The sequence below is a fragment of the Geomonas terrae genome (assembly GCF_004791675.1).
GTDB lineage: Bacteria > Desulfobacterota > Desulfuromonadia > Geobacterales > Geobacteraceae > Geomonas > Geomonas edaphica.
In genome coordinates, this window is record NZ_SRSC01000006.1 from 121,608 (window position 1) to 146,252 (window position 24,645).

The 24,645-nt window shown below is 61.4% G+C and carries 24 protein-coding genes and 1 rRNA gene; 10 read left to right on the plus strand and 15 right to left on the minus strand.

Translation table 11 applies throughout. The annotated features are described in order from the left end of the window. Positions 1-3: 3 nt before the first annotated feature. Together E4633_RS19950 and bioF are read right to left on the minus strand one after the other, a co-directional pair. Positions 4-783, minus strand: coding sequence for an alpha/beta fold hydrolase (locus E4633_RS19950; RefSeq protein ID WP_135873051.1), 780 nt, complete (start codon positions 781-783; stop codon positions 4-6). 86 nt (positions 784-869) lie between these two features. Next, positions 870-2,039, minus strand: a complete 1,170-nt coding sequence (gene bioF / locus E4633_RS19955; protein ID WP_135873053.1) for an 8-amino-7-oxononanoate synthase — start codon at positions 2,037-2,039, stop codon at positions 870-872. Positions 2,040-2,261: 222 nt separating this feature from the next. Here bioF and E4633_RS19960 point away from each other — a divergent pair, with 222 nt between their 5' ends. Both E4633_RS19960 and E4633_RS19965 read left to right on the plus strand, forming a co-directional pair. Further along, entirely contained in the window at positions 2,262-2,783 is a 522-nt protein-coding gene (locus tag E4633_RS19960) for a M48 metallopeptidase family protein (protein ID WP_135873055.1), read from the plus strand. Positions 2,784-2,891: 108 nt separating this feature from the next. Next, a complete protein-coding gene (locus E4633_RS19965) occupies positions 2,892-3,077 on the plus strand; it encodes a hypothetical protein (RefSeq protein ID WP_129128442.1) in 186 nt (61 codons plus the stop codon). Positions 3,078-3,154: 77 nt separating this feature from the next. Here E4633_RS19965 and E4633_RS19970 read toward each other — a convergent pair whose 3' ends face one another. Both E4633_RS19970 and E4633_RS19975 read right to left on the minus strand, forming a co-directional pair. After that, entirely contained in the window at positions 3,155-4,024 is an 870-nt protein-coding gene (locus E4633_RS19970) for a sterol desaturase family protein (RefSeq protein WP_135873057.1), read from the minus strand. A gap of 25 nt (positions 4,025-4,049) precedes the next feature. Continuing rightward, positions 4,050-4,562: a DUF1440 domain-containing protein gene (locus E4633_RS19975; RefSeq protein ID WP_135873059.1), complete on the minus strand. Its 513-nt coding sequence runs from the start codon at positions 4,560-4,562 to the stop codon at positions 4,050-4,052. A 211-nt stretch (positions 4,563-4,773) separates the two neighbouring features. Here E4633_RS19975 and E4633_RS19980 point away from each other — a divergent pair, with 211 nt between their 5' ends. After that, positions 4,774-5,223, plus strand: coding sequence for a hypothetical protein (locus E4633_RS19980; RefSeq protein ID WP_135873061.1), 450 nt, complete (start codon positions 4,774-4,776; stop codon positions 5,221-5,223). A gap of 3 nt (positions 5,224-5,226) precedes the next feature. Beyond that, positions 5,227-5,658 (plus strand): surface-adhesin E family protein, encoded by a 432-nt coding sequence (locus E4633_RS19985; RefSeq protein ID WP_135873062.1) that lies wholly within the window; start codon positions 5,227-5,229, stop codon positions 5,656-5,658. 3 nt (positions 5,659-5,661) lie between these two features. On the opposite strand, the gene aroC is transcribed toward E4633_RS19985, so the two are convergent. From aroC to E4633_RS20010, 5 genes are all read right to left on the minus strand, one after another. Beyond that, the gene (gene aroC, locus E4633_RS19990; protein WP_135873064.1) at positions 5,662-6,744 is read right to left on the minus strand and encodes a chorismate synthase; all 1,083 of its coding nucleotides are present in this window, start codon (positions 6,742-6,744) and stop codon (positions 5,662-5,664) included. 2 nt (positions 6,745-6,746) lie between these two features. Continuing rightward, on the minus strand, positions 6,747-8,861 hold the full coding sequence (gene glgX / locus E4633_RS19995) for a glycogen debranching protein GlgX (RefSeq protein WP_135873066.1): 2,115 nt from the start codon (positions 8,859-8,861) through the stop codon (positions 6,747-6,749). 67 nt (positions 8,862-8,928) lie between these two features. Next, positions 8,929-10,494, minus strand: a complete 1,566-nt coding sequence (gene lnt / locus E4633_RS20000; RefSeq protein WP_135873068.1) for an apolipoprotein N-acyltransferase — start codon at positions 10,492-10,494, stop codon at positions 8,929-8,931. Between the two features lie 191 nt (positions 10,495-10,685). Beyond that, positions 10,686-11,216, minus strand: coding sequence for a YMGG-like glycine zipper-containing protein (locus E4633_RS20005; protein WP_135873070.1), 531 nt, complete (start codon positions 11,214-11,216; stop codon positions 10,686-10,688). A 2-nt stretch (positions 11,217-11,218) separates the two neighbouring features. After that, the gene (locus tag E4633_RS20010; RefSeq protein ID WP_135873072.1) at positions 11,219-11,746 is read right to left on the minus strand and encodes a hypothetical protein; all 528 of its coding nucleotides are present in this window, start codon (positions 11,744-11,746) and stop codon (positions 11,219-11,221) included. Between the two features lie 250 nt (positions 11,747-11,996). Between E4633_RS20010 and E4633_RS20015 the strand changes: the two genes are divergently transcribed. Next, positions 11,997-13,535, plus strand: coding sequence for a cytochrome B6 (locus E4633_RS20015; RefSeq protein WP_135873073.1), 1,539 nt, complete (start codon positions 11,997-11,999; stop codon positions 13,533-13,535). Between the two features lie 89 nt (positions 13,536-13,624). On the opposite strand, the gene E4633_RS20020 is transcribed toward E4633_RS20015, so the two are convergent. The 3 genes from E4633_RS20020 to E4633_RS20030 all read right to left on the minus strand — a co-directional run bounded on the left by E4633_RS20020 (position 13,625) and on the right by E4633_RS20030 (position 16,144). Continuing rightward, a complete protein-coding gene (locus E4633_RS20020; RefSeq protein ID WP_135873075.1) occupies positions 13,625-14,152 on the minus strand; it encodes a DUF4142 domain-containing protein in 528 nt (175 codons plus the stop codon). A gap of 197 nt (positions 14,153-14,349) precedes the next feature. Continuing rightward, a complete protein-coding gene (locus E4633_RS20025) occupies positions 14,350-15,135 on the minus strand; it encodes a DNA-formamidopyrimidine glycosylase family protein (protein ID WP_135873077.1) in 786 nt (261 codons plus the stop codon). Positions 15,136-15,217: 82 nt separating this feature from the next. After that, complete coding sequence (locus E4633_RS20030) at positions 15,218-16,144, minus strand: DMT family transporter (RefSeq protein WP_135873096.1); 927 nt, start codon at positions 16,142-16,144, stop codon at positions 15,218-15,220. 190 nt (positions 16,145-16,334) lie between these two features. Between E4633_RS20030 and E4633_RS20035 the strand changes: the two genes are divergently transcribed. From E4633_RS20035 to E4633_RS20045, 3 genes are read left to right on the plus strand one after another with little or no spacing between them, the layout of a single operon-like run. After that, complete coding sequence (locus E4633_RS20035; protein WP_246038272.1) at positions 16,335-16,670, plus strand: hypothetical protein; 336 nt, start codon at positions 16,335-16,337, stop codon at positions 16,668-16,670. Beyond that, a complete protein-coding gene (locus tag E4633_RS20040; RefSeq protein WP_135873080.1) occupies positions 16,660-17,535 on the plus strand; it encodes an HDOD domain-containing protein in 876 nt (291 codons plus the stop codon). Before E4633_RS20035 ends, E4633_RS20040 begins: the two co-directional genes overlap by 11 nt. Next, a complete protein-coding gene (locus E4633_RS20045) occupies positions 17,522-19,711 on the plus strand; it encodes an ATP-binding protein (RefSeq protein WP_135873082.1) in 2,190 nt (729 codons plus the stop codon). The genes E4633_RS20040 and E4633_RS20045 overlap by 14 nt, the downstream gene beginning before the upstream one ends. 48 nt (positions 19,712-19,759) lie before the next feature. Here E4633_RS20045 and E4633_RS20050 read toward each other — a convergent pair whose 3' ends face one another. Continuing rightward, positions 19,760-20,065 (minus strand): hypothetical protein, encoded by a 306-nt coding sequence (locus tag E4633_RS20050; protein WP_135873084.1) that lies wholly within the window; start codon positions 20,063-20,065, stop codon positions 19,760-19,762. Positions 20,066-20,361: 296 nt separating this feature from the next. Here E4633_RS20050 and E4633_RS20055 point away from each other — a divergent pair, with 296 nt between their 5' ends. Next, the gene (locus E4633_RS20055; protein ID WP_135873086.1) at positions 20,362-21,960 is read left to right on the plus strand and encodes a methyl-accepting chemotaxis protein; all 1,599 of its coding nucleotides are present in this window, start codon (positions 20,362-20,364) and stop codon (positions 21,958-21,960) included. Positions 21,961-22,017: 57 nt separating this feature from the next. Here the strand turns inward: E4633_RS20055 and ung are convergent, their stop codons facing one another. Further along, a complete protein-coding gene (ung, locus tag E4633_RS20060; protein WP_135873088.1) occupies positions 22,018-22,707 on the minus strand; it encodes a uracil-DNA glycosylase in 690 nt (229 codons plus the stop codon). Between the two features lie 443 nt (positions 22,708-23,150). On the opposite strand from ung, the gene E4633_RS20065 reads away from it, so the two are divergent. Further along, positions 23,151-24,446, plus strand: coding sequence for a radical SAM protein (locus E4633_RS20065; protein ID WP_246038268.1), 1,296 nt, complete (start codon positions 23,151-23,153; stop codon positions 24,444-24,446). Between the two features lie 73 nt (positions 24,447-24,519). Here E4633_RS20065 and rrf read toward each other — a convergent pair. Continuing rightward, a 5S ribosomal RNA gene (rrf, locus tag E4633_RS20070) occupies positions 24,520-24,636 on the minus strand. Between the last annotated feature and the right edge of the window lie 9 nt (positions 24,637-24,645).

Here is a 24,645-nt window from a genome sequence, read left to right on the forward strand (position 1 = left end):
TAACTAGAGCCCCGCGATGAATTCCCTGAGCTGCTCATTGAAGCGCTCCGGCCTGCTCATGAAGGGAGCGTGGCCGCACCCAGGATAGATCTCCACCCGCGCCGACGGGAGCCGCTCCCCCATGTAGCGCGACGCCGAGGCGGGACAGACGGTGTCGAGCTCGCCGTGCACGAGGAGGACGGGGCGGTCCACCTCGGGAAGCCTTTCCCGCAGGTCGGCGCTCGACAGGATGTCCAACGATCGTAGCGCCGCCTCGGAGTCCGGGGCACGCCCCCCCATCACGATCTCGTGGACGATGCGCTGGTACAGCGCGTGGTCCAGCTCCCCCTCGGCGAACATCCCCTTGAAAAAGTCCCCCATGGTCTTCTGGCGGTCGCGCCGCAGCCTGAGCCCCATCCCCTTCACCTCGACCGGGGCCTTGCCGTGCGGGTAGTCGTCGGTGCTTGCGTACCTCGGGTTACCGCCGACCAGCACCATCCCGGCCAGGCGTTCCCTGAGCGCGGGGAAGGCATGCAGCGCCACCTGCGTTCCCATGGACCAGCCGACGAGGACCGCGTCGGTGAGCGCGTGCCCATCGAAAAAGGAGACGAGATCGGAGGCGTAGTCGTCCAGGGTGTAAGAGTCGGCCGGAGCCGACTGGCCGTGCCCGCGCAGGTCGAGAAAGATGAGGCGCCCCGCGTCGGCAAGCTCACGCTGAAAACTCCAGGCTGTTCCGGACATGGCCCAGCCGTGCACGAATACCACCGGCCTTCCGGCCCCTATTTCCTGAAAATGCATCATCATAAAACCTCTAAAGCTCAACACAGAGGACCCGGAGGTCCACAGAGGGCACGGAGAAAGACTTTCCTCTGTGATCAAGCTTTCCTGATTTAAATCACGCCCAGCTTCTTACCCACGTGGGCGATGGTGTCGGCGGCGGCCTCGAGATCCGCGGCCTCGTGGGTGGCCATGATCGTGCAACGCAGTCGACAGCTCCCGGCGGGGACGGTCGGGGGGCGGATCCCCTGCAGGAAGATCCCCTCCTCGAGGAGTTCCTGGCTGAAGCGCATGGTGGCATCCGCCGGACCGACGAAGATCGGGACGATCTGGGTCTCGCTACCCATGGTGTCGAAGCCGGCTCCGGCCAGCCGCTCCTTGAACAGGGCGACGTTTGCCGCCAGCCGGTCGCGCAGCCCCTTTCCTTCCGCGGAGTCGACCAGGTCGAGCGCCGCGATGGACGGGGCGAGCACCGCAGGGGGCATCGAGGTGGAAAAGATGAAGCTCCTCGCCTTGTTGACGAGGTAGTCGCAGATCGTTTCCGACGCCGCTGCGTAGGCGCCGAAGCTCCCCAGCCCCTTCCCCAGCGTTCCCATGTGGATGTCGATGTCGTCCATGACGCCCAAGAGTTCGGCGGTGCCGCGACCGGTGGCGCCGAGGACGCCGGTACCGTGGGCGTCGTCAACCATGAGGAGCGCGTCGTAGCGCCTGGCGAGCCGTGCCATCTCCTTGAGCGGAGCGATGTCCCCGTCCATGCTGAAGACGCCGTCGGTCACGATGAGGCGCCGGCCGCTCCCCCCCTTCTCCTCGAGCAGCCGCTCCAGCGCGGCGACGTCGCGGTGACCGAAGCGATGGAAGTTGGCACGGGAAAGAAGGGCGCCGTCCACGATGCTCGCGTGGTTCAATTTGTCGGAGAAGATGGCGTCGCCGCGGCCGACCAGGGCCGAGATGATACCGGTGTTGGCCGCATAACCGGAGTTGAAGACGAGAGCCCGCTCGGTCCCTTTGAACCGGGCGATGCGCTCCTCGAGGCGCGCGTGCAGCTCCATGGTGCCGGAGACCAGGCGCGACGCACCGCTGCCTACCCCGAACGCCACCCCCATCACCGCCGCGCTGCGCAGTGCCTGGTGGTCGGCAAGCCCCAGGTAGTTGTTGGAGCAGAGCATGAGCACCCGCCTCCCTTCCAGCTCCACGTGGCTTCCCTGCGCGCCGCTGATCACCCTCATGCTGCGGTACAGCCCCTCTTCACGCAATTTATCCAGTTCTTCTGCGAATGTCGGCACGGTCTCTCCTTTCCACTCAGGGTCAGAGTCGAGCCTCTGTTATTAGCACAGCGGCCGGGACACGTCAACCTGGCAACCTGCACTGGTTGACAACTGCATGCGATTATTCAAATATCGTGGCGCACCCGGCGGGACCCGCGCGCCGGGACGTTTGCACTCTGCATGACGATGTGCTACCTTCGCCGTCGACAAGCGGTAGGTAAATCTGAGAGGTAAGAAGTGATGCGTGGACTCAAATATCTGGCGGGCTATTCGGAGCAGGTGACCTCAAAGGTGCAGCGACTCCTCGACGCGAACGAGCTCGGCGGCGTGCTCCTTTCCAAGTACCCCACCCCGCACGGCTTCACCACGGACCGGTCGCTCTACGACTTCACCATGGGCATCAAGAACGAGTACCTTCGCAAGTCTCAGCCGCTCAGCAAGGTCGTCTATGACCCGAAGATCAGCGTGATCAACCACGCCTTAGGGCTCCACAGCTTCGTCTCGCGGGTGCAGGGCGCGAAGCTCACGGCTAAAAACGAGATAAGGGTGGCGAGCATGTTCCGGGTCGCCCCGGTAGAGTTCCTGAGGATGATCGTCGTGCACGAGCTCGCCCACCTGAAGGAGAAGGAGCACAACAAGGCCTTCTACCAGCTCTGCGAGTACATGGAACCCGACTACCACCAGCTCGAGTTCGACACAAGGCTGTACCTGACCCACCTGGAAACAGCCGGGGCGCTCTACAAGGAAACGTCCCCCGCATAGCCCCCCTTCGAGACTTCCTCCCCCGCATTGACAACGGAAGCCCTCCCGCTAGCATTTGAGCTGTCGCAAGATTGGAAGACTCCAATACGGCTGTTCACGGAGGTAGCCATGTCATTTGCGCTCTACATCATCGGCTTCATCCTCATCATCTCCGGGGTCGCCTGGGCCTTGGTCACCGCCGGCATCGCCGTCTTCAAGATCGCCATCGTCTGCATCATCCTCCTGGGCATCGGCATCCTGACCGGCGTTGTGCACACCCGCCCGAAGGACCCGCCGCGGGGCCCACTCGCCTGATCCGATGCATCCCTACCGCAAAAAAGAGACCCGCCGGGTGCCCGACGGGTCTCTTCGCGTTTCTGCCTAGCGGCTCCCTAGACTGCCAGCACCGTCGGTGGTATCGGCAGCACCTCCCGTTTCGGCCCCTCCACCTCCACCTGTCTGACAAAAGGCATGCCGAGGGTTTTCCCGAGGGTGAGCTGCGCCGGGTCCTGGAAGCCGGCGACACCGATGATCACCGAGTCCTGAAGAACATTCAGCTTCAGGGTGCGGTGCAGGTGGTCCGGCCAGGAGAAGATGGTGCTCCAGTTGGAGTCGGTCTCCCCCCTCACCACGGAATGGTGAATGCCGTGCATCCTCGGGGTGACGATCAGGTGGCACAGACGCCGCTCGACACGGTGCGGGAGTCTCACGTTCGAGTGATGGAACAGAATCGCCATGAGGGTAAGGGTCTGCCACATGGCAAGGGCGAAGGGGGAGACGCCGATCAGCCGGACCTGGGCCGCCCGCCACGGCACGGACAGGAGCAACTCGCCGAAGTGGAAGCGAAGCGCAGTACTCGCGTCGAGATCGAGGTCGACGTGGTGCGGCTTGTGAAAACGCCAAAGGAGCGGGATCTTGTGGGTCAGCACGTGCCAGATGAACAGCGTGTAGTCGAGCAGGAGCACCGACAGCGCCACCTCGGCCCATGGGGGCAGCCCGAGCAGCTTGACCGCGCCCAAACCCTTTTTCTGCACATGGTGGGCAAGGGGAACCACCGCCGGCTTCTCGGCGAGGCCGACCGTGGTCGCCGCGATGAGTGCGAAGGCCGCGTTGCGCCCGTTTCTCCTCAGTTTGTCTTCCCGCTCCTTCCTGAGCGGACGTCTGAGCTCCATGACGGCGACGGTTGCCACGGTGCCGACGATCAGCACCGCGTTCAGCCACCGGGGAAGCTCCCGTCTCATCGGGTCAACGGTCCTTGCCATGCACGCCCCTCCTCTGCAAACTCATTCAACGCCCTTTTCCCACCACACGATGCACCAGTTCAGCGGTCACCGTCCATGCGATGTGATTTCCCATTTCCTTCACGCTTGGCTGCCAAGGGATACGTTTCAGCCCCGGCGACATGCCGAGCCCCGGAGCGATCACGCCGTCGCAGGCGAAGAAGAAGGGGATCGCGAAGGGGAGCCCGCCCCAGCGGGAAAGCACCGGGAACTTCCTCCGCAGCCCCCCATGGATCGCTCCCCACCCAAGCCCGTAGAGCACACCGAACACCGCCTTGGCGCGCTCCTTCTCCTTCCTGTTCAGCCTGCGTCCCGCGATCTTAGCGGCGAAGCGCGGCCCTGCCACCTGGTGCGCCGGCGCTTCGCGCACACGCCGGCCGCGCCTTTTCTGTTGCTCGCTCACCAGCCGGTCCAGGAGTCCGTCCGAGGCGCTCGCCGCCGCACCGGCGATCAAGCCGGCGGCCATCGCGATGAGGACCGGGTGTCGCTGCGTCATCGAGCCGGCATTTCCCGTTGCCATGGCATACCTCCTTACGATCTCGCTGTTTTATTTCTGGCGCCCGGCGGGGCCACGCCCATTGTAACGATGCCGGAGCGCCTGTCAATTTTGGGCGCCCCCCTTTCTTGCCGCATGGTTTCAACATCGCCGTCGGCTTGACCGCATGAGAGGGCGTTTTATAATTGGCTAGTTCAAGAAATCCAGCAGGTACGATACGCACAAGGAGGCTCCCATGCTCATCCGCACCCTTCAGGTGGTGGTTCATTGCGAGCACAAGACGCTGTGGGACATGCTGGTCGACCGGCTGCACCACCCGGAGCGCTACGCATTGGGGATCGCCGACGTCCGGCTCTCCGAGGAGGCACCGGATACCTTCATATCCGAGATGACGGTACACGGCGATCCGGTGCGGGAGCGGGTGATTTTGCGCCCCTACGACGGGGAGATGCGCCATGAACTGCTGGAACACCCGCAGTTCACCGGGTTCATCGTCCGCAAGATCCTGAAATCGGCTCGACAGAGCCCGGTGGCGCCGCTCTACCTTGAGTACGACCTGGATCTCTTGCGCAAGTCCCTCAAGGTTCACGGGCTGGTGCGGGAGGAAGAGGAGATCATCACCGACCTGGAGACGGAGATGCAGAAGATACGTTCGCGGGCTGAGGAATTGGATGCAAGGGGGTGAGAGATGCGGGTAAAACTTTTTCTGCTGAGCATGGTTGCGGTGGGGATGATGGCTGCGTCGGCCTTTGCGGCGTCGCCTGACTGGTTCAAGCTGGACGAAAACGAGGACTCGAGCTTCTTCTTCGACCGAAGCGGCGTGACCCCGCTGCGGGAAGGGGTCATCCAGGTGAGGACGCGGGTGGTGTACAGTGACCAAGGAAGAAAGGACGCCCTGAAGGTCCTCGCGGAACTGCCGGACTCCACGCCGCTGTACGAAACCCTCTACAGCTACGAGATCAACTGCGCGGAGCGGGAGGGGCATCTCCTCGCCGCGACCCATCTCGACAAGAAGGGCGGCACGCTGAGAAGCACCGACCTCTCCGCCGTCACCGAATGGGAGGAGTTCCCCCCCGATACCAGGATGGGGCTAGTCATCGTGCAGGCCTGCACCCGCTAGCCTTTAACGCTTCCGGTATTCCTGCCTGAGCACGAGGTCCATGAGCACCAGGGCGGCCATCGCCTCGACGACGGGGACGGCGCGCGGCACGATGCACGGGTCGTGGCGCCCCTTCGCCTCGAGGACGGCCTCGCTGCCGTCGAAGCGCGCCGTCTTCTGCGGCAGTGCCACCGTCGCCGGCGGCTTGAAGCCCACCCGGAAGTAGACCGGCTCCCCGTTGGAAATCCCCCCCTGCACGCCGCCAGAGTAGTTGCTCGAGGTCCCAAGCCTCCCCCCCTTGCTGACGAATGGGTCGTTGTGGGCGCTCCCCAGCATGCGGCTGCCGCTGAAGCCCGAGCCGATCTCGAACCCCTTGGATGCGGGGATGGAGAGCATGGCGTGGGCCAAAAGGGCGTCCAGCTTGTCGAACACCGGCTCTCCGAGCCCGGCGGGGATGTTGCGGCAGACGCAGGAGACCATCCCCCCGACCGAGTCGTTTTTGTCGCGCACCTGGGCGATCAGGTCGGCCATCGCCTGCGCCATGGCGGGGTTGCCGCAGCGCACCGGGTGTGCGTCCACCTCCTTGCGGGTGATCCCCGTGAGGTCGACCGGCCCGGCATCGATCGCCCCGACGGCATCCACCCAGGCGACGATCTCGATCCCGTAACGTTCGAAGAGGTACTTCTCGGCGATGGCACCCGCCGCGACCCGGCCGATGGTTTCCCGTGCGGAGGAGCGTCCGCCGCCACTCGAGGCGCGCACGCCGTACTTCATCTGGTAGGTGTAGTCGGCATGGGAGGGGCGAGGCACCTCCGCCATCTCCTCGTAATCCCCCGGGCGCTGGTCGCGGTTATGCACCATGAGACCGATGGGGGTCCCGAGGGTGACGCCGAGCTCGACGCCGGAGAGGATGGTGACGATGTCCTCCTCCTCGCGGGGGGTACTGAGCTCGCTTTGCCCGGGACGGCGGCGGTCCAGTTGCGGCTGGATGTCCGCCTCGGACAGTTGCATCCCGGCCGGTGCCCCGTCGATAACGGCGCCGACCGCCTTGCAGTGGCTCTCGCCGAAGGTGGAAACCCTGAAGATCGTTCCGAATACCGATGACATGTTCAGCTCCTTGTCCGGCTCGCCGTGCGGTTTTTAGCCACGACCACTACGAGGCTGCGGGGGGGAAGACGGTAACTCTCACCCTCGACTAGCGGCAACTCGTCCCACGGGGCGATGTCGTCGGGGGAGTCGAGCGAGGTGTCAATCCAGCGGTGCCATCTCCCACCCGGAAGCTTCCTGGGCGAGGGGAGCATGAAAGAGAGCGGCTCCCAATAGGCGTTCACCATGTAATGGAACACGAGGCTCTTCGTGTTGCTACGGACGGTGAGGGCGATGCTGTGCGACTCGTGGCTCCAGTCCGGCGTCCCGAGGCGGACGCCGTGCCACTCAAGGCGCGCCTGCCCAAGCAGCTGGCTGAGCGTGATGGAATCCGCCGACGCCTCGCTCTGCCTGAGGCGTGCCCGAATCAGTTCCTTCGTGAAGCGGTGGATGTCGGCATGCTCCTCGACCTTGTTCCAGTCGAACCAGCCGATTTCGTTGTCCTGGCAGTAGGCGTTGTTGTTTCCAAGCTGGGTGCGCCGCGCCTCGTCACCCATCAGGATCATCGGCGTTCCGAGGGCGAGCAGGGTGACCGCGACGAAGTTCTTCACCTGGCGCTTGCGCAGTGCCTCGATGGCGGGATTGTCCGTCGGCCCCTCCACACCGCAGTTCCAGCTTGCGTTCGCGTCGGAGCCGTCACGGTTCCCTTCCCCGTTCGCCTCATTGTGCTTTTTGTTGTACGAGACGAGGTCGTTCAGGGTGAAGCCGTCATGGCAGGTGACGAAGTTGATGCTCTGTTCCGGCTCGCGCTCCTGGTGCCCATAAATATCCGGGCTCGCCAGGATACGCGCCGCAAAGCGGGAGACCATCCCCTCGTCCCCCTTCAGGAAGCGGCGCACGTCGTCGCGGAACTCGCCGTTCCACTCCTTCCAACTGTCCCCGATGAAGCTCCCCACCTGGTAGAGCCCACCCGCGTCCCACGCCTCTGCGATGAGCTTTATGCCGGCTAACGCCGGGTCGGACTCGATGTCCCAGAGGATGGGGGGATCCTTGAGTGGACGCCCCTGGCCATCGCGGGAAAGTATGGAGGCAAGGTCGAAACGGAAGCCGTCGACGTGCATCTCTTTTACCCAGTAATGCAGGGAGTCGATGATGAGCCGGCGCACCACGTGGTGGTTAGCGTTCAGCGTGTTGCCGCAGCCGGTATGGTTCAGGTAGCTGCCGTCGGGGGCGAGTGAGTAATAGACGTCGTTGGCGAAGCCGCGGAAGCAGAAGGTGGGGCCGTTGTGGTCTCCTTCGGAGGTGTGGTTGTAGACCACGTCGAGGATCACCTCGATCCCCGCCTTGTGCAGCGCCTTCACCATGTCCCGAAACTCGTCCAGGGGGCCGAGCGGTCCCTGCTTTGAGCTGTAGGCGGCGTGGGGTGCGAAGAAGGAGACCGGGCTGTAGCCCCAGTAGTTGCGAAGCCCCAGGGGAGCGTCGAGCGGGTCGAACTGGAACACCGGGAGCAGCTCCACCGCAGTGATGCCCAGCTCCTTCAGGTAGGGGATCTTCTCGATGAGCCCCGCGTAGGTGCCGCGCTTGTCGTTGGAGACTCCCGAAGATGGGTGCCTGGTGAACCCGGCCACGTGCATCTCGTAGATGACGGTGCTGGAATAGGGGCGCTTGAGCGGCAGGTCACCCTCCCAGTTGTAGCCGCGGGGGTCGGCCACCACGCTCTTCATGGCGCTTGCCGCGTTGTCGCCGGGAAGGCACGCGTCCCCCCGGCAGTAGCCGTCAGGGACCGCGACGGCGCGGCCGTAGGGGTCGATGAGGACCTTGCCGGGGTCGAAGCGGCGTCCGCGCTGCGGCTCGAAGGGACCGGCGACGCGGTAGCCGTAGAGCTGCCCCGCGCCGATGCCGGGGACGAAGACATGCCAGTAGTGGTAGGTGCGGTTCTGTTTGGGGTCGAGGGTGATGACCCGGGAGGGGACGGCGTCGTCGGCGCGGTCGAAGAGGAGCAGTTCGACGCCGCTGCAGTCCCTGGCGAAGACGCTGAAGTTCACCCCGCCGGGGGTGACGGTCGCGCCCAGTGGGGAGGTATTCCCCTTTAACTGCTCCGCGTTCTTTCTGCCCGATCTTCCGCTCGAATTGGCCATGGTACCTTCTGTCCCGTGGGACCGTCTCTAGTTGGGAGGCTGTGAGACCCGCTTTTTCCCTGTCAGACTATAAAGCATTCTGTTTCCCAGTCAAATCGCGCCTGTTTGATACAGTCACCAAGGTTATGGCACCGAGCGAGATGACTGCGCAGAGCCAGCCGATCCAGTCGCCGAAAGCACCGTACACTGTCGTACCTTCCAGAAGCGGCACCCGGTCCACAAGGACCTCCCTGGTCCAGACGCCGGTGCGGCTCGTGATGCGCCCAGCCGGGTCGACGAAGGCGGAGATCCCCGTGTTGGTGACCCGCACCAGGGAGCGGCGGTTTTCGATGGAACGGAAGCTCGCCAGGGCGAGGTGCTCCATGGGTTCGGTGGAGTTGCCGTACCAGGAATCGTTGGTCAGGTTGAACATGACCGCAGGGGTCCGCCCCTCACTCCCCCCGCGCATCAGCTTCCTGATATGGGTGGGGAAGATGTCCTCGTAGCAGATACTCACCGACAAGAGATGCGGTCCTAGCTTGAGCGGCTCGACGCTTTTCCCCGAGAAGAACTTGCTGCTGTACGGGGACCACGCGTACAGGACCGGGAAGACGTCCCCGAAGGGGATGTACTCGCCGAAGGGAACGAGAACGGTCTTGTCGTAGGTACCGAGGATCTTGCCCGAGGCGTCGGCGAGAAGGGCGCTGTTGTAGAAGCGGGTCTCCCCCTCCTCGTTTAGCTGGAGGCAGGCCCCGAAGAGCAGCGGGACCTTGAGGTCGCCGAGGGCCCAGGTCGGGATAGTCCCCTCGCGAGAGGGAAGCCCTAAGCTCAGCACCCCCTCCGGCCAGACCACGAGGTCTGCCTTTTTTGCCGCGAGCAGCGCCTTCGACATATCGCGGTGCTCCTGCTGTATCGCTCCGGCCGAGAGGTGGAGGTCGGCAGCGCCGCGGTTGGTCTGCACGAGCCCGACGGTGAGGTGCTGCGCCGCGGCGACCTTGCCGTCCACCTCGCGGATGCGGAACTCGCCGTAAGCGACAACAAGGACCAGGGTAACCCCGAGCGCCGCCGCAGCGCGCCACGGCACCCCTTTACCTTCGAACCGGCAGGCGAGGATACGGTAAAGCGTCGCGTTGATGTAGACCACAAGGAAGGAGACGCCGAGGACACCGGTGAAGTCGGCGATCTGGGTGAGGTGCGGGACCTTGTACTGGCTCGCGCCCAGGTAGTTGGGGAACACCTCGGGCCAGACCTTCTCGATGGCGGTCCATAGTACCGGGGCGATCCATACCAGGTGGCGCTCCCGTCCGCGGGTGAGCAGGCTTACCCCCCAGGCCCAGACCGCCAGCACGACCCCGTTGGCCGCCGCCAAAAGAACGAGTCCAACGATGCCGACCGGTAACGGAGCACCGGCGAACTGCTGGAACATCTGGATGATCCAGTAGAAGCCGCCGCCGTGTCCCACGATGCCGGCGACCCAGCCGAGCAGGAAGGCGCGTCGCGGGCGCACGTCGCGGATGGCCCAGAGAAGCGGGAGGAGAAAGATCCACTCGAGGTAGAACTGGTCGAAGCCGACGTAGCCAAGGAACAGCAGGACGCCGGTAATTATGGCCGCGCCCCAGGGAGTAAGGGGGGGGGAGTTGCTGGAAGTAGTCAAGACGACCTCTGTTTTTTGGTGATGGCGCCTCGCGCGCCCCCGCACGATACCACAACGGCATGACAACCACAATCCGGGAAGCCCGTGCGGCACCTCCTATCAAAAGCCCCGTCTCATTACTCCCAGGCTTCCCAGTCCTCCCATCATTCCCAGGTTTTCAAAGTCACCCAAAAGAAAAGGGCGCCCTCTTCTCAATAGCGCTCCGGATAGTAATCCGGCGGCACCGAGTACCCCCCCGGAGGCGGCGGAGGAACATAGGTTCTCACGCGGCGCGTCTTGCGCACGTTCCCCGGAATCTGGTTCCCCTTGGCGTACATGCACTGCACGTAGGTGTTGTCGTAACGCCGCTGCGCCTCGTAGCCGTAGACCCGGCCCGACTCGGAGCCGCTCGCCGCGCCGAAGAGAAGACCGGTGCCACCGCCGATGGCCGCACCCGCCCCCGCATTGCCGCTCGCCGCGCCAAGAACCGCCCCGACCCCGGCACCGATGGCGGTCCCCACCACGGCGCTCGTCGCGGTGTTCTGGTTCGCCGTATCCTGCGGGCTCATGCCGAGTTGCTGCTCGGCATACCTGCGGCAGACGGCGTCCTCAGCCATGAACTGCTCGAAGGTCTTCCCCGGCGCGGGGAGCACACGGACGCTCGGTCCGGTCGGCATGGTGACGCACCCCCCCAGAACCAGCAAGGCAAGCAGCGAGCAAAAGTTGGTCAAAGTCCTTGTCATGATCATTCCTCCTTGTCTTCCTGTTCCTGACTGGGCGGCGTCGTGTCCGGCACCACTTTCAACCACCCTCCCGGGCAGCGCTCCACGTAGGGGTAGTACCCCTGCGGTTTGCGGCAGTAGTACCAGTACTGCCCACCCTCTTGCTCCTGCTGCGTGTCGGGGGAGATGTACTCCTGCGGTTCCTGCGGCGCGACCACCGTCGGGGGCGAGTAGTAGTACGGATAGGCAGGGTAGTTGTAATAGTACGGGTAGAAGAAGGGGTCATAGTATCCCCACCCCGGTCCGATCCAGACACTCCCCGAGAAGTGAGAGTCGTGCCGCGGCCCGACGTACCGCGTATAGCTCCCGCGGCTGCCATAGCTCCCACGGCCGCCATAGGTAACTGATCCGCCGGAGCGCCCTACCGAGCGAGCGACAGCCCTGTCACCTCGTCCGCCGGAATCAGCATGACTGGTCACGACGGTAGAACTTATTGACGCTGCGACAAGAAACAGTGGAAGAAGCAGGGTGCAAATACGGTGGTTTCTCATGACGTGCCCTCCTTTTTCGTGGGCTTTTATGACCAACTCATTGTACAACGCGGCCACTATATCTGCAAAAACTAAGAAAGGAATCATGGCACACGGCAACAGATCCTATCGGCGCGACATGAAAAGGCACCGCGTCCTTCACTCTGCCTGTCTTCCCTAAAGGCGCCGAAGCCCGCAGTACGGTTTGACTTCCCCGGCGACCGTGGAAAAATTAGCGGGTTCCAATATTACATCCCAAAAGGAGCCTGGTATGAGAAAAGACGCCACCGTTGTATCGTCACTCGTTATTGCAGCCGCCCTCATCCTCCCCGCCGTCAACTCCTGGACCGCGGAGGGGCAGCCTTCCCGCAAGGCGCCGCCGGACGCGGCGATGGAAGCCCAGATGCCGAGGGACGTGCCGGCTACTCGCCCCGAACAGCAAAGAGGAAGCCACGACCAGTCCGACATCTTCCATGCGACCAAGGCGGAGCCTTCCTCCACCGCGTTCAAGAACCAACCGGACGAAGGAAAGATCCTGGGGTTCGACTTCTACCGCGACCCGCTGGACGCGAAAAAACCGATGATGACCTTCCAGGAGGTTTATCAGAAGGATGCCGGTGAAAAGCCCAAGGTAATGGAGACGCAGAGGCGGCTTCTGGAGTCGCGCTACGACCTGCGCCCGCGGCTTGCGCCCGATGTGAAGATGTCGCGTGGCAAGCCGGTCGCCGTCGGGCCGACGGCACGGCTGGCAAAGGGAACGACCTGGGAGAGCCTGGCCGCGATGAACCCGGCAGATATGAGGTCGAAGAACCTCTTCCCCTACCCGCCGCTGCCCCATCCCAAGCAGGTTAACGGCGGGCAGGTCTTCCCGCAGATCCAGATCGACATGTTCCCGAGGCTGCAGCGTTTCGACGTCGACTTCGACCTCCCCGACGCCTTTCTTCCGGAGTTTCCACCCGCGATATTCCTGCAGAACCGGCCGGAACTGGGCGACGTCTCGCGCGGCGAGGTGGTCTCCATAAACAACTACTACCGTCTCTTCAAGAACCTCCTCACCCCGGTGCAGCTCGACGGCCTGCGCATGCTGGTCACCCCCTTCCCCCAGGAGGAATTCAACCCGACCGACGACCGCAAGTCGCCACAGCCGAGCCTCGGAGTTGCCTGTCTCGACTGCCACGTGAACGGCCACACCACGGCACAGTTTCACTTAAGCCCTGACATCCGGCCTCAGGAGCGGCGCTTCCGCCTCGACACGGTGAGCCTCAGGGGGCTTTTCAACCAGCAGGTCCACTCCTCCAAGCGCAGCCTCCGTTCGGTGGAAGACTTCTCCGAGTTCGAGCAGCGCACCGCCTACTTTAACGGCGACGAGATCCACGCCGCCAAGAAGGGGATGAACATCATCAGCCGGGTGCAGGTGTCGCACATGGCACAGATGCAGAACATGTTCGACGTCCCCCCCGCCCCGAAACTCGACCCGGCAGGCTTCCTCTACCCGGTGAAAGCGACCCAGTCGGAAATGGCAGGCCAGCAGGTCTTCTTCGGCAAGGGGAGGTGCGGCGTCTGCCATCCCGCTCCGTTCTACCTCGACCAGATGATGCATGATCTGCAGCTTGATCGCTTCACCAGGGAGCCCGGCGACGGTCCCATCAAGACCTTCACCCTGCGTGGCATCAAGGAGAGCCCCCCCTACATGCACGACGGCCGCTGCCTCACCCTTGAGGACACGGTGAAGTTCTTCGACCTGGTGCTCGGTTTGCGACTCACCCAGCAGGAGCAAGATGACCTGGTCGCCTTCCTCAGGGTGCTCTAGCCTTTAAAGAGGAACGGGCGCGCTGAACGAAAAAGAGGGGCTTCGCCTCGCGGCAGAGCCCCTCTCCTTTTGCCCGTCTGCAACCCCGACTACTTCTTCGCGGCGCCCACCTTCTGGGCCATATCCTTCGCGTGCTGCAGGTGCTGCTCCAGGGTCGGCAGAGTCTTGTCGATCCATGCCTTGATCTCGGGGTCTTTCACCTTCTTGCTAGCCTTTTTGAAGTCCTCGACGTCCTTCTTGTGGTCTTTCACCATCGCTTCCGCGTACTTCTTGTCGAACTCGTCGGCCGAGGTTTTCTGAAGTTTCTCGACCATCGCCTTGTGCTTCAGTTCCATCTTCGCGGGAAGTTTGTACTTGTTTCCCACCGCCGTCTTCAGCTCGTCGTTCGCCTTGCCGTGATCGGTCACCATGAGCTGGGCGAAATCCTTCACTTCCTGCGATTTTGCCTTTTCCTTAGCCAACTGTCCCAGTTCGACCTCCATCATGCCGCCGCTCGCCGCCTTCTTGACGAAGGACTTCTCGGACATGGTCAGCTTGTCAGCCGCCAGTGCCGGAAGAAGCATGCTGCAGAATGCGAACAGGGAAACCACCGCCATCCATACCAATCTCCTTTTCATGTTGCCTCCTTTTGTGGCCGAAGCCATGTGGGTTGTCAGATTAGCAAAATCTAACCGTGAAAAGGTATCCGGCTTTGGCTTCTTGTCAACCGGTCCGGCACCTTCGCCCGCTTCGCGAAGGACAATAAAAAAGCGCCCCTATGGGGGGCGCTACAGGCGACAACTCGGTAACGGCGGGTCCGGGGGACCGTAAGATGCTACTGGTACAGCAGTTGTTCCTCGGTGTAGTAGGTCCGCTTGGACTGGACGTTCTCCTTGATGATCCTGGCACCGGTGGGAGAGGTCTTGAGCTCGGGGCGGTGCACCTTCAGAAACTCACGGTATTCACCGGAAACCATGTCCGGGTGGCGCTTTCTCAACTCCGCAACGGCATCGTTCAAAACCGCGGGAATCGCCTCGGCGAGGGCCCGTACCGCCTCCGGGGGGAGCTTGCCGGCGGGCGACTTCGGGGAGATGCGCGCGGCCCAGAGGATTTCGTCGGCATAGGCGTTACCGATGCCCCCGATCAGCGCTTGGTCGAGAAGCAAAGGCTTGATCATGGTGCGCGGCTTCCTGGCGCACAACCGCTGCAACTCCTCCTCGGTGAGCGCCAGCGCGTCGGGCGCTTCCTTCTCGGCGCCGGGGTTCAGGGTGACGCTCGCCCATCCCTTCTCGTCGGCCACGGCAAGGGCAGAACCGTCGGCAAAGAGCAGGGTGAGCACCGGGTAGCGGACCTCCTTCACCGCGGAAGAACCGGTGAGAACGAACCCGCCGGTAAGCATCAGGTGGATTTTCAGCGCGGCGCCGTTGCCGAACCGGAAGGTTACCTGTTTGCCGGTGCGCTCCACAGCGGTCACCTCGGCACCCGCGACGGCGGCGGCAAGCTCCCCGGCGGCAACGTTGAGGCGTCCCCTCCCGTGGTACTCGCCTTTCTCGATCCTCTTCCCCACGAGGGCCTTCCCAAGGTTTTCGGCATAGATGGTAAGATCTGGAAGCTCAGGCATGGCTCCTCCTCGTGCCGCAGGCGGCGCTTTGATGTGCTTGCAGCGTAGTCGATGAGATCCCTGGTGTCAAAGCGACGGGCGGCTAGTCGGCGGCAGCCCCTTCGGCCTCGCAACCGATGCCGGAGTAGCGCTCACGCAGGCGCTTCACCCCCAGGGGAAGCACTACCGCGGCGAAGATGAGGGCGCAACCGGTCCATTCCTCGGCGGTGAGCCTCTCCCCCAGAAGGAGCGTCCCCCCCAGCATGCTCCAGACCGGGTCCATGGTGTAGATGAGCCCCGCCTTGGTGGGGGTCGTGTAACGCTGATAGGCGTTTTGCAGGGTGAAGCAGACAACTGTCGGGAAGACGGCGCAGTAAACGAGCGCCCCCACCGAAACCCAGGTGACCGTGAAGGGAGGGGATGGAAGGGCGACGTTCAGCACGCCCCCGACCGCCGCCACGGTCGCGAACTGGATCAGGCTCAAAAGGTAGACGTCCTCCTCGCCGACCAGCCTGGAGACGGCGATGATCTGCAGCGCGATGAAAAGGGCGCACAGGGTGGAGAGAAGGTCCCCCTGGTTGAAGCCGTCCACGCCCCCCTTGGCGAGGAGCCAGAGACCGGCCAGGGCGAGGAAGAGCCCTCCCGCGCTCCAGCGATCCAGGCGCTCACGCCAGAAGACGAAGCACAGAAGCGGAATGAGCAGCACGAACAGGTTGTTCAGGAACCCCGCTCGGGACACGCTGGTGCCGCTCACCCCGAGAACGAAGGAGAGGTTCGTCGCCGCGAGCGGCAGACCGACCAGAACCCCGGTCTTCAAGGTGCCACGGTCGAGCTTTTTCAGGCGCGGCAGGCAGAGCACCGCCATGAGGAGCGTAGCCAGCGCGAACCTGTAGAAGAAGAAATCGAGCGGCGGGATCTCGCGGAAGCCGATCTTGTTGAAGATGAAGCTGCCACCCCAGAACACGGTGGTAACTATCAGCCAGAAGGTGGCTCTGGCAGAGCGCGGGTCGTCTTGTGTCGTCGTATGCATCCGCATATTAAAGACAGGGGCAGGTCTATATGTCAACAGATGTTGTGAGACAATTTCTCTCTCGTCGCGCCTTCTTATTGGAGGCTCTCTTTTAAACGCACCAGGTGCTAAAGAATTTTCGAGCAGGACCGATACGTGGGGCAGACACCATAAGAACTGGTGCCAGCGCAGAGGAGGATCTATTTTGGCAGTGGTTCACATCGACAACCTCGCACCGGGCATGGTCCTCAGCCGCAACGTCTGTGACCGCAGCGGACGGCTCCTTTTGCCGTCGGGTGCCGAGCTCACCGACAAGCATTTCTCCATCTTCCGCATGTGGGGTGTCCTCGAGGTCGAAATCGTCGGGGAGACCATCGCGGAAGACCCGGAAGCCCCTCCCTCCCCCAACACGGAGATCGATCCGGAGCTCCTGGCCGAGGCGCGTACCGAGGTGGAGCACCTTTTCGTCTACAACGACCCCGAGCATCCCGCGATAAAGGAGCTGATGCGCATCTGCACTGAGAGGAGGGCGACCCGTGCTGCGTAAACCCCAGCTCTCCGTCGAGCACATGGTTGAGGATGTCTCCACCATACATTCGCTCCCGCTTTTCTACTCTCAGCTTTCCGAGGCGATCGACCACCCCCGCAGCTCGATAGGGGACATCGCCAAGATCATCTCTGAGGACCAGGGGCTCACCGCGAGGATCCTCAAACTCGCCAACAGCCCCCTCTTCGGTTACTTCTCAAAGATCGACACCATCACCCAGGCGGTCACCATCATAGGCGTCCTGCAGGTGCGCGACCTGGCCCTCGCCCTTTCCGTCATGGACGTCTTCAAGGGGATACCGGAAGACCTGGTCAACATGGAGCAGTTCTGGAAGCACAGCATCGCCACCGGCCTGGCTGCCAGGACTCTCGCCACCAGCCAGCGGGAGGCGAACCTGGAGCGCTTCTTCGTCGCCGGAATACTGCACGACGTAGGGAGGCTCGTCATGTACGTGAGGGTCCCGGAGATCTGCCTCGAACTCCTCGAGGAATGCCGGAGTACGGGCATGATCCTGCAGCGAGCCGAGCGCGAGCGCTTCGGCTTCGACCACGCCGACGTCGGCGGGGCCCTCCTGAAGCGCTGGAAGATCCCACCGCGCGTGGCCGAACCGGTGGGGACGCATCACAACTGCAGCAAGGCCGACCAGTATCCCCGTGAGGCCTCCATACTGCATTTCGCCGACATCATCGCCCATGCCATGCAGATCGGCAACAGCGGCGAGATCTTCGTACCGCAACTGGACCACGCGGTCTGGGAACGGTTGCAGATCTCCTGCTACTTCCTCCCCACGCTCATCAAGCAGGTGGACACGACCTACGAGCAGACGGTCTCGGTCCTTTTCGGGGGTGAAGATGGCGCCCGATGACCCCAGGGATTTCCAGATCAGGAACCTCCAGGAGCGAGTGAGCTTCCTCGAAGAGACGAACCTGAACTACGTCCGCACCCTCGACGTACTCACCGCCTGCAGTGATCTGCAGTCAGACATCTACCGGGTGAAGGAGTCGTCCTTCGTGATCAGGGCCGTCTTCGGGCAGTTAAAGCGCCTGATCCCCTTCGCCACTCTCTCCATGTTCGGCATAGACGACGATTCATCCTTCGATCTCACGGTCTGTGAACCGGAACGGGCCGGAGCGGCTATCAGAAAGGAAGTAGAGGCCCGGGTCCAGGACGGCACCTTCGCGTGGGCACTGAACCAGAACCATCCGGTGGTGGTCCCCACCGTGTCCGGGACCGACACCCTCGTATTGCACGTACTTGCCACCAACAGCCGCATCAGGGGGATGTTCGCCGGCATCATGCGTGGAAGCCACCTGAGCGCCGAGGTCTCGACCCTCAATGCCCTGAGCAGCATCCTGATCAACACCGCCTATGCGGTGGAGAACTCGGAGCTTTACGAGATGCTCCAGGAACACATGCAGAACCTGGAGCTCAAGGTACAGCAGCGGACCACCGAGCTTGAGCACGCCCTGGTTCGCGCCGAGGCAGCCACCGCCGCGAAGAGCGTCTTTCTTGCCAACATGAGCCACGAGATCAGGACGCCCATGAACGGTGTCATCGGTCTGGCGAGACTCCTCATGGAAACCCCACTCGACAAGGTGCAGCGCAACTATCTCGAGTCGCTTTCCGACTGTGCCGAAAGCCTTCTCACCATCATCAACGAGATCCTCGACATCTCCAAGGTGGAGGCAGGGATGATCACCCTCGAGGCGATCGTCTTCGACCTGCACCGTTTCCTCGACCGCTGCCTCCAACCGTTCATGCTGCGCGGGCAGGAAAAGGGGGTGCAGGTGCTTCTCGACGCCAGCCCCGACCTGCCGCAGTTCGCAGTCGGCGACCCGGTCAGGATAGGGCAGGTGCTTGGCAACCTGGTAGGCAACGCGCTCAAGTTCACCCACAAGGGGTCGATCACCGTGAAGTGCCTGCTCTTGGGCACGAACGACGGTGAGGCCCAGCTCAAGTTCGCCGTTGCCGACACCGGTATCGGTATAGCCCCGCATGCCCTGGACGTCATCTTCGAGAAGTTCTCCCAGGCAGACAGCTCGACTACCCGTCTCTACGGTGGGACCGGACTCGGACTCTCCATAAGCAGGAGCCTCGTGGAACTGATGGGGGGCAAGATCGTCGTGGAGAGCCGCCTCGGAGAGGGAAGTGTCTTCAGCTTCACCCTGAAGAGCAGACTTCCCCAGCCCGGGGAGTTCCCCGCTGTCGATGAAGGCGATGAACAGCCGGCACAGACGGCACGGCCGCTGCGCATCCTGCTGGTCGACGACGTCCCCATCAACCAGCTCATATCGCTCAAGCTGATCGGCAAGACGGGCAACCACGAGGTCGACTGCGCCGAGAACGGCAAAGAGGCGCTGGAAAGGTGGGAACAGGGGGGGTACGACCTCATCTTCATGGACGTACAGATGCCGGTGATGGACGGACTGGAGGCTACGCGGACCATCCGCGAGCGGGAACACGGCACGGGGCGACGTATTCATATCTGCGCCATGACCGCCAACGCCATGAAGGAAGACGTCGCCATCTGCCGGGAGGCCGGCATGGACAGCCATATTTCCAAGCCGGTGCGGGAGCGTGACCTGAAGTCGGTGATTCGCAGGATCACGGCAGAGGTTGCGTCGGAGTCTCCCGCCGCGGGCGCTCCGACTAGCGAGGTGGAAGTGCCACCTCCTTCTGCCGCCCCCCTGGACTTCGACGTTGAGGATCTGCTTGACCGCCTGGGCGGCGACCAAGAGATGGTAGGTGTATTCGTCGACAAATTCGTGAGTGCAGTTTCGGAGCACCTTCGTCTGCTCGGCGAAGCGCTGCAAAATGGCGACCACGAAACCTGTTATTTCAAGTCCCACACCATCGCCGGAACCGCCGGCAACATGGGCGCGGTACGCATGCGAAACCTCGCTGCCGAGATGGAAGCTCTCGCCAAAGTGCAGCAACTAGGGCCGCTCCCCGGACTGTTCCATCAGCTGCAGGAGGCGTACGCAGCTTTCGTAGTGGTTGCCTGCGGCAGCGATGCTTCGGCAACAAAAATGGAGGCTTGAACCACAGCCTCCATTTTTCGCCCGATTGCTTGATAAATTAGATAACCGTCAAGCCCCTCCCCGCGTCAGGACCTCCATGGTGCTTATCGCATCTTTAAGCTGGAATTCCAGGCTCCTCAACTCCTCATTCGTGTACACGCTGTTGCCTTTACTGATCTCACGGTGCAGCCGATCGATTCTCTGCTGCAATGAGTCTACACTGTCTTTGCATGTCTGAGCGACCAGCAGGCACTGGTCTTTGTTCGTGCTGTTGTCAGGGCTCATCCCCATCCCGGTGTCGGCTGCCAGTACGGAAATTACTGACATGAGAGAGACAGTCGTAACGACAGCAAATGTTCTCACAAGTCGTTTCATGGCAAACCTCCTTTTCTTTCAACTCCATAGTGAGAGTATAGAAGAGACCTCTCAGGCTTTGCAACTAAAAATCATTATCATTCAACGACTCGTTTTTATACTTATCAACGACAGCTTCATGGCCCCATCCTTTACCCTGTGACAGTGGGCCTCGCCCCCGCCTCTGCTTCCCCTCCGGCCACAAACTGTATACAATTTTTGTCATACATTTTCTAAAGATTCTCGACAGTAAGCCGATAAAGCTTCAAAAACGTAATGGTTTTAACAACACCCATTTGCAACAAGAGGTCTTACCAATGAACATCAGCAAAAAGATCTTCATCGCTAACGTAGCCATCGTCCTGATCGCTACCATAACGACGTCGGCTGTCACCCTGTACGTAATCAAGAAGGAGATAACCCGGCAAGTCACCGTCGGGCTTACCTCTCGCACTAAAGCGTTCAAGGAACTAGTCGCGCCCAACGGCGCATCGTTCACCCTTGCCGACGGGAAGCTGCAGGCAAACGGCGTGCCCCTTGACGGACGCAACGATGTGACCGACAAAATGAAGGAAATCTTCGGCGGTGAAGCCACCATTTTCCGGGGAGACACGCGGGTTGCGACCACCATAAAAAAGGACGACGGCACCCGCGCGGTCGGTACGAGTCTCCAGGGCCCTGCCCGTGATGCTGTCATCGACCGGGCCTCCAGCTACCTAGGGGAAGCAAAGATCCTCGGGACGCCTCACTTCGCCTCATACCTGCCGCTGCAGGACGGCAGCGGCAAGGTAATCGGTGCGCTGTTCGTGGGTGAGAAAAAATCGCAGTTCCTCGCCGTCTTCGACCAGCTGAAATACCTGAGTTTCGGTATATCCGCGCTGCTCGCCGGCCTTCTTGCCCTGGTCGCCTACCTGGTCATGCACCGGGCTTTAGAGCCGATGCGTGCCCTGATCGCGACCCTGAAGGACGTCGCCGAAGGGGATGGCAACCTCACCCACCGCCTGAGGGAAGCAAACGACGAGATCGGCACGGCAAGCCGCTACTTCAACAGGTTCATTGAACAGGTTCATGCTATCGTCGAGTCGGTGGCCGATAATGCCAACGCTGTCGCCAACGCGAGTTCCGAACTGCACGGCAGCACCCAGAAACTTGCACAAACCTCGGAAGACGTCGCCGGGCAGACCGAAACGGTCTCCACCGCCGGTGAAGAGATGGCCGCAACATCGGCGGACATATCGCAGAACTGCCTCCATGCTGTAGAGAGCGCCCAGCGCGCATGCGATCTAGCCACGATCGGTTCGGCCGATGTGCAGCGCAGCATTCGCGGCATGCAGCTCATCAATGAAAAGGTCCATCTCACCTCGGAGAGCGTGAGTTCCCTTGGCGCGAAATCCGAGCAGATCGGCGACATCATTAGTACCATCCAGGACATCGCGGACCAGACCAACCTGCTGGCGCTCAACGCAGCGATAGAAGCCGCGCGGGCTGGAGAACAGGGACGCGGCTTCGCCGTCGTGGCCGACGAAGTGCGCCGACTCGCCGAGCGAACAACCAACGCGACGAAACAGATTGAAGTTAACATCCACTCCATCCAAGAAGAGACCACCAGGGCGGTGCAGGTGATGCAGGAAAGCGCAAGCGAGGCGGCCAAGGGGGCCGAGGATTCAGTCAAGTCGGGTCAGAGCCTGGAGGAGATTCAAAGGCAGATAAACGAGGTCACCCAGCAGATAGGCCAGATTGCCACCGCTGCCGAGGAGCAGAGCGCGACCAGCCGGGAAATAAGCAACAACGTGCACCAGATCACCGGCATCATACAGGGGGCGGCCAGGGCGAACCGCGAATCTATGGCCACGGCAAACCAGCTGAACAGCCTGTCGGAAAACCTTAAGGGGCAGATCAAAAAATTCAGGTTCTAGCAGCAGTGACGTTGGCACATACGTAAAAGGCCCGGGCGAATCACCCGGGCCTTTTTTTTATGGTATCCAGTCAATCGGATCAAGACCGTGCCGGACGAGGTAGGCGTTGGCCTTGGAGAAATGCCGACACCCCAGGAAACCGCGATGGGCGGAGAGCGGCGAGGGGTGCGGAGCCCGCAGCACCAGATGCCTCCTTTCGTCGATGACGGCCCCCTTCTTGTGGGCATAAGCTCCCCACAGCATGAACACCACGTGGTCCTTCTTCTCGTTGAGAACGGAGATGACCCGGTCTGTGAAGGTCTCCCACCCTTTTCCCTGGTGCGACGCCGCCCTGCCCGCCTCCACTGTCAACACGCTGTTCAAAAGCAATACTCCCTGCTCAGCCCATGAAAACAGATGCCCATGGCTGAATTCCGAAGCGGGCAGCCCGAGGTCGCTCTGGATCTCCTTATATATATTCACGAGCGACGGAGGGATATCGACGCCTTTAGGGACCGAGAAACACAGGCCGTGGGCTTGATCCGGTCCGTGGTAAGGATCCTGTCCGAGGATGACAACTTTTACCCTGTCGAAGGAGGTGGTGTTGAGGGCATTGAAGTACTCACTTCCTTTTGGATAAATGACCTTCCGTTTCAAGATCTCCTGCCTTAAAAAGCCTTTCAAGGCGCACATGTATGGCTTTTCGAACTCTTCAAGAAGGTGTGATTTCCAGCTCTCATCAAGCCGTATCTGTGCTTCGGTCGACATGGCAAAATGCTCCGAATGTTGGTATGACGCAGCCAGAAATTAGCACACCTGTCGGCCACGATCCAATAAATTCTTGCAAAGTACGCGTGCGATGTAAGGACGTTGTGTTGTGATGCCCCACTTCGTTGGCGCTGAGTGACCATGCAACAAACATTGACAGGTTTTAATGCCGAAGTAGACTGGTGGGGTTGCAAAATCGGGGAACCGACTCTCCAAGGAGGAGCAATCAAATGCCACTAGAGTGTGCTGTTCTAGGAAAGGACGTCGCCATAACAGAAACCACCATCCCGGTTATTTCCCCTTATTGGCGCCTGAAGCGGAACGGTCACTGGACACTTTTGTGTCGTTACGATCACGAGAGGCCCCGGTACTGTGTTCTGTCTCCAAAGGCTGGTGCCGCCTTGGCACTTATGGACGGGCGTCTAACAGTCAGACACCTGACCATGATCGCACAGTACGCATTTAACCTGGAGTCGCAGGAAAAGTCACAGGAGTTTATTACTAGGATAATAAGTGAAGCGAACCGAGAAGACGATGCCGTCGTCAACATGACTCCCGAGTTAGAGGCGTACGTAAAACGCATCGACCCCTTTGATTTCGTGGTAAAAGCCTCCAGGTGGAAGGAGCAGCAGCGCCTCGCCACCCCGATCTCGCTCAACGTAATGTTCAGCAACGACTGTCAGCCTAACTGTGCTTTCTGCTTTGCCAAGGGGCACTGTGTCCCCGAAGGGAAGTTGTTGTCAACCGAGCGCTGGAAAGAACTGTTGCGGGAGGCGAAGGGACTTGGGATCGACCAAGTGACGCTCTCCGGCGGGGATCCTCTTTTGAGAAAGGACTCGCTGCAGTTGATAGAGGAAATGATCGCACTGGAGATGCTGTTCACCCTGTCGACGAAATGCCATATTACCGAAAAAATTGCAGACAGCCTCGTCGCAATCGGCATGACACAGCCAGTGAACCAGTACGTCCGAGAGATCCAACTCAGCATGGATCCCGATGAACCTACTGCCGACAAACTCGCCGGCAGCCCGGGGTACTACAACAGGGCCGTGCGCAGTATCGGAAACCTTCTCAAGAGAGGGTTCAATCTCAGAGTGAAATCAGTTGTGACCGCATTGACCGCTCCATACGTTTACGATTGGGTCGAGGAACTTCAGGACATGGGGTTACGCCAGATATCTATCGCGGCCTACAATAGAAGCTTAACAGGCAACACGGACAAGATGTTCCTCGGAACGGAAGGGCTGAACTCCATCCTGGAGCAATGCCGTCAGGCTAGGATCGATTTCCCTGAAATAGACCTCTCCACAGCGGGACTGGAGCACGGTGAGCAGTCCTGGGACAGGTACAGTGAACCTTTCGGGCCACTGCCGGGAGAGGACAAGGGGATCGCGGAAAAGATAACACTCTGCCGGGAGGAAGGGCGCTACGGCGCACACAGCAGCATGACCATAACGCCGGACGGCAAGGTGATGCTGTACGACACGGTGCCACGAGACGAGATGCTGTTCGTGGGCGATGTGTCAAAGGACTCGATAGCTGAAGTTTGGAACAGCGATGCGCTGCGGAACTTCACCCATCCAAGATCAGAGCAGTTCAAGGGCGCGGCCTGCTACGACTGTAAGGATCTGGCGAAATGCCAGAGCAAGGCGGGGTACTGCTTCCGCGAAGCGTATTTCAAATCAGGAACGGTCTTCGTGCCGCCGGCTGAATGTCCGATGATCCAGGCTGAGGCGTGAGCCATGACAGGTTGGTAGAAGGCAGAAAAGCGAAAAGCCCCACCGGATATCCAGTGGGGCTTCTCTATTAAATTCCCTGCGGCGACCTACTCTCCCACATCGTTACCAATGCAGTACCATCGGCCCAGAGAGGCTTAACTTCCGTGTTCGGGATGGGAACGGGTGTGGCCCTCTCGGCATTGCCACAGAGAAACTCTTC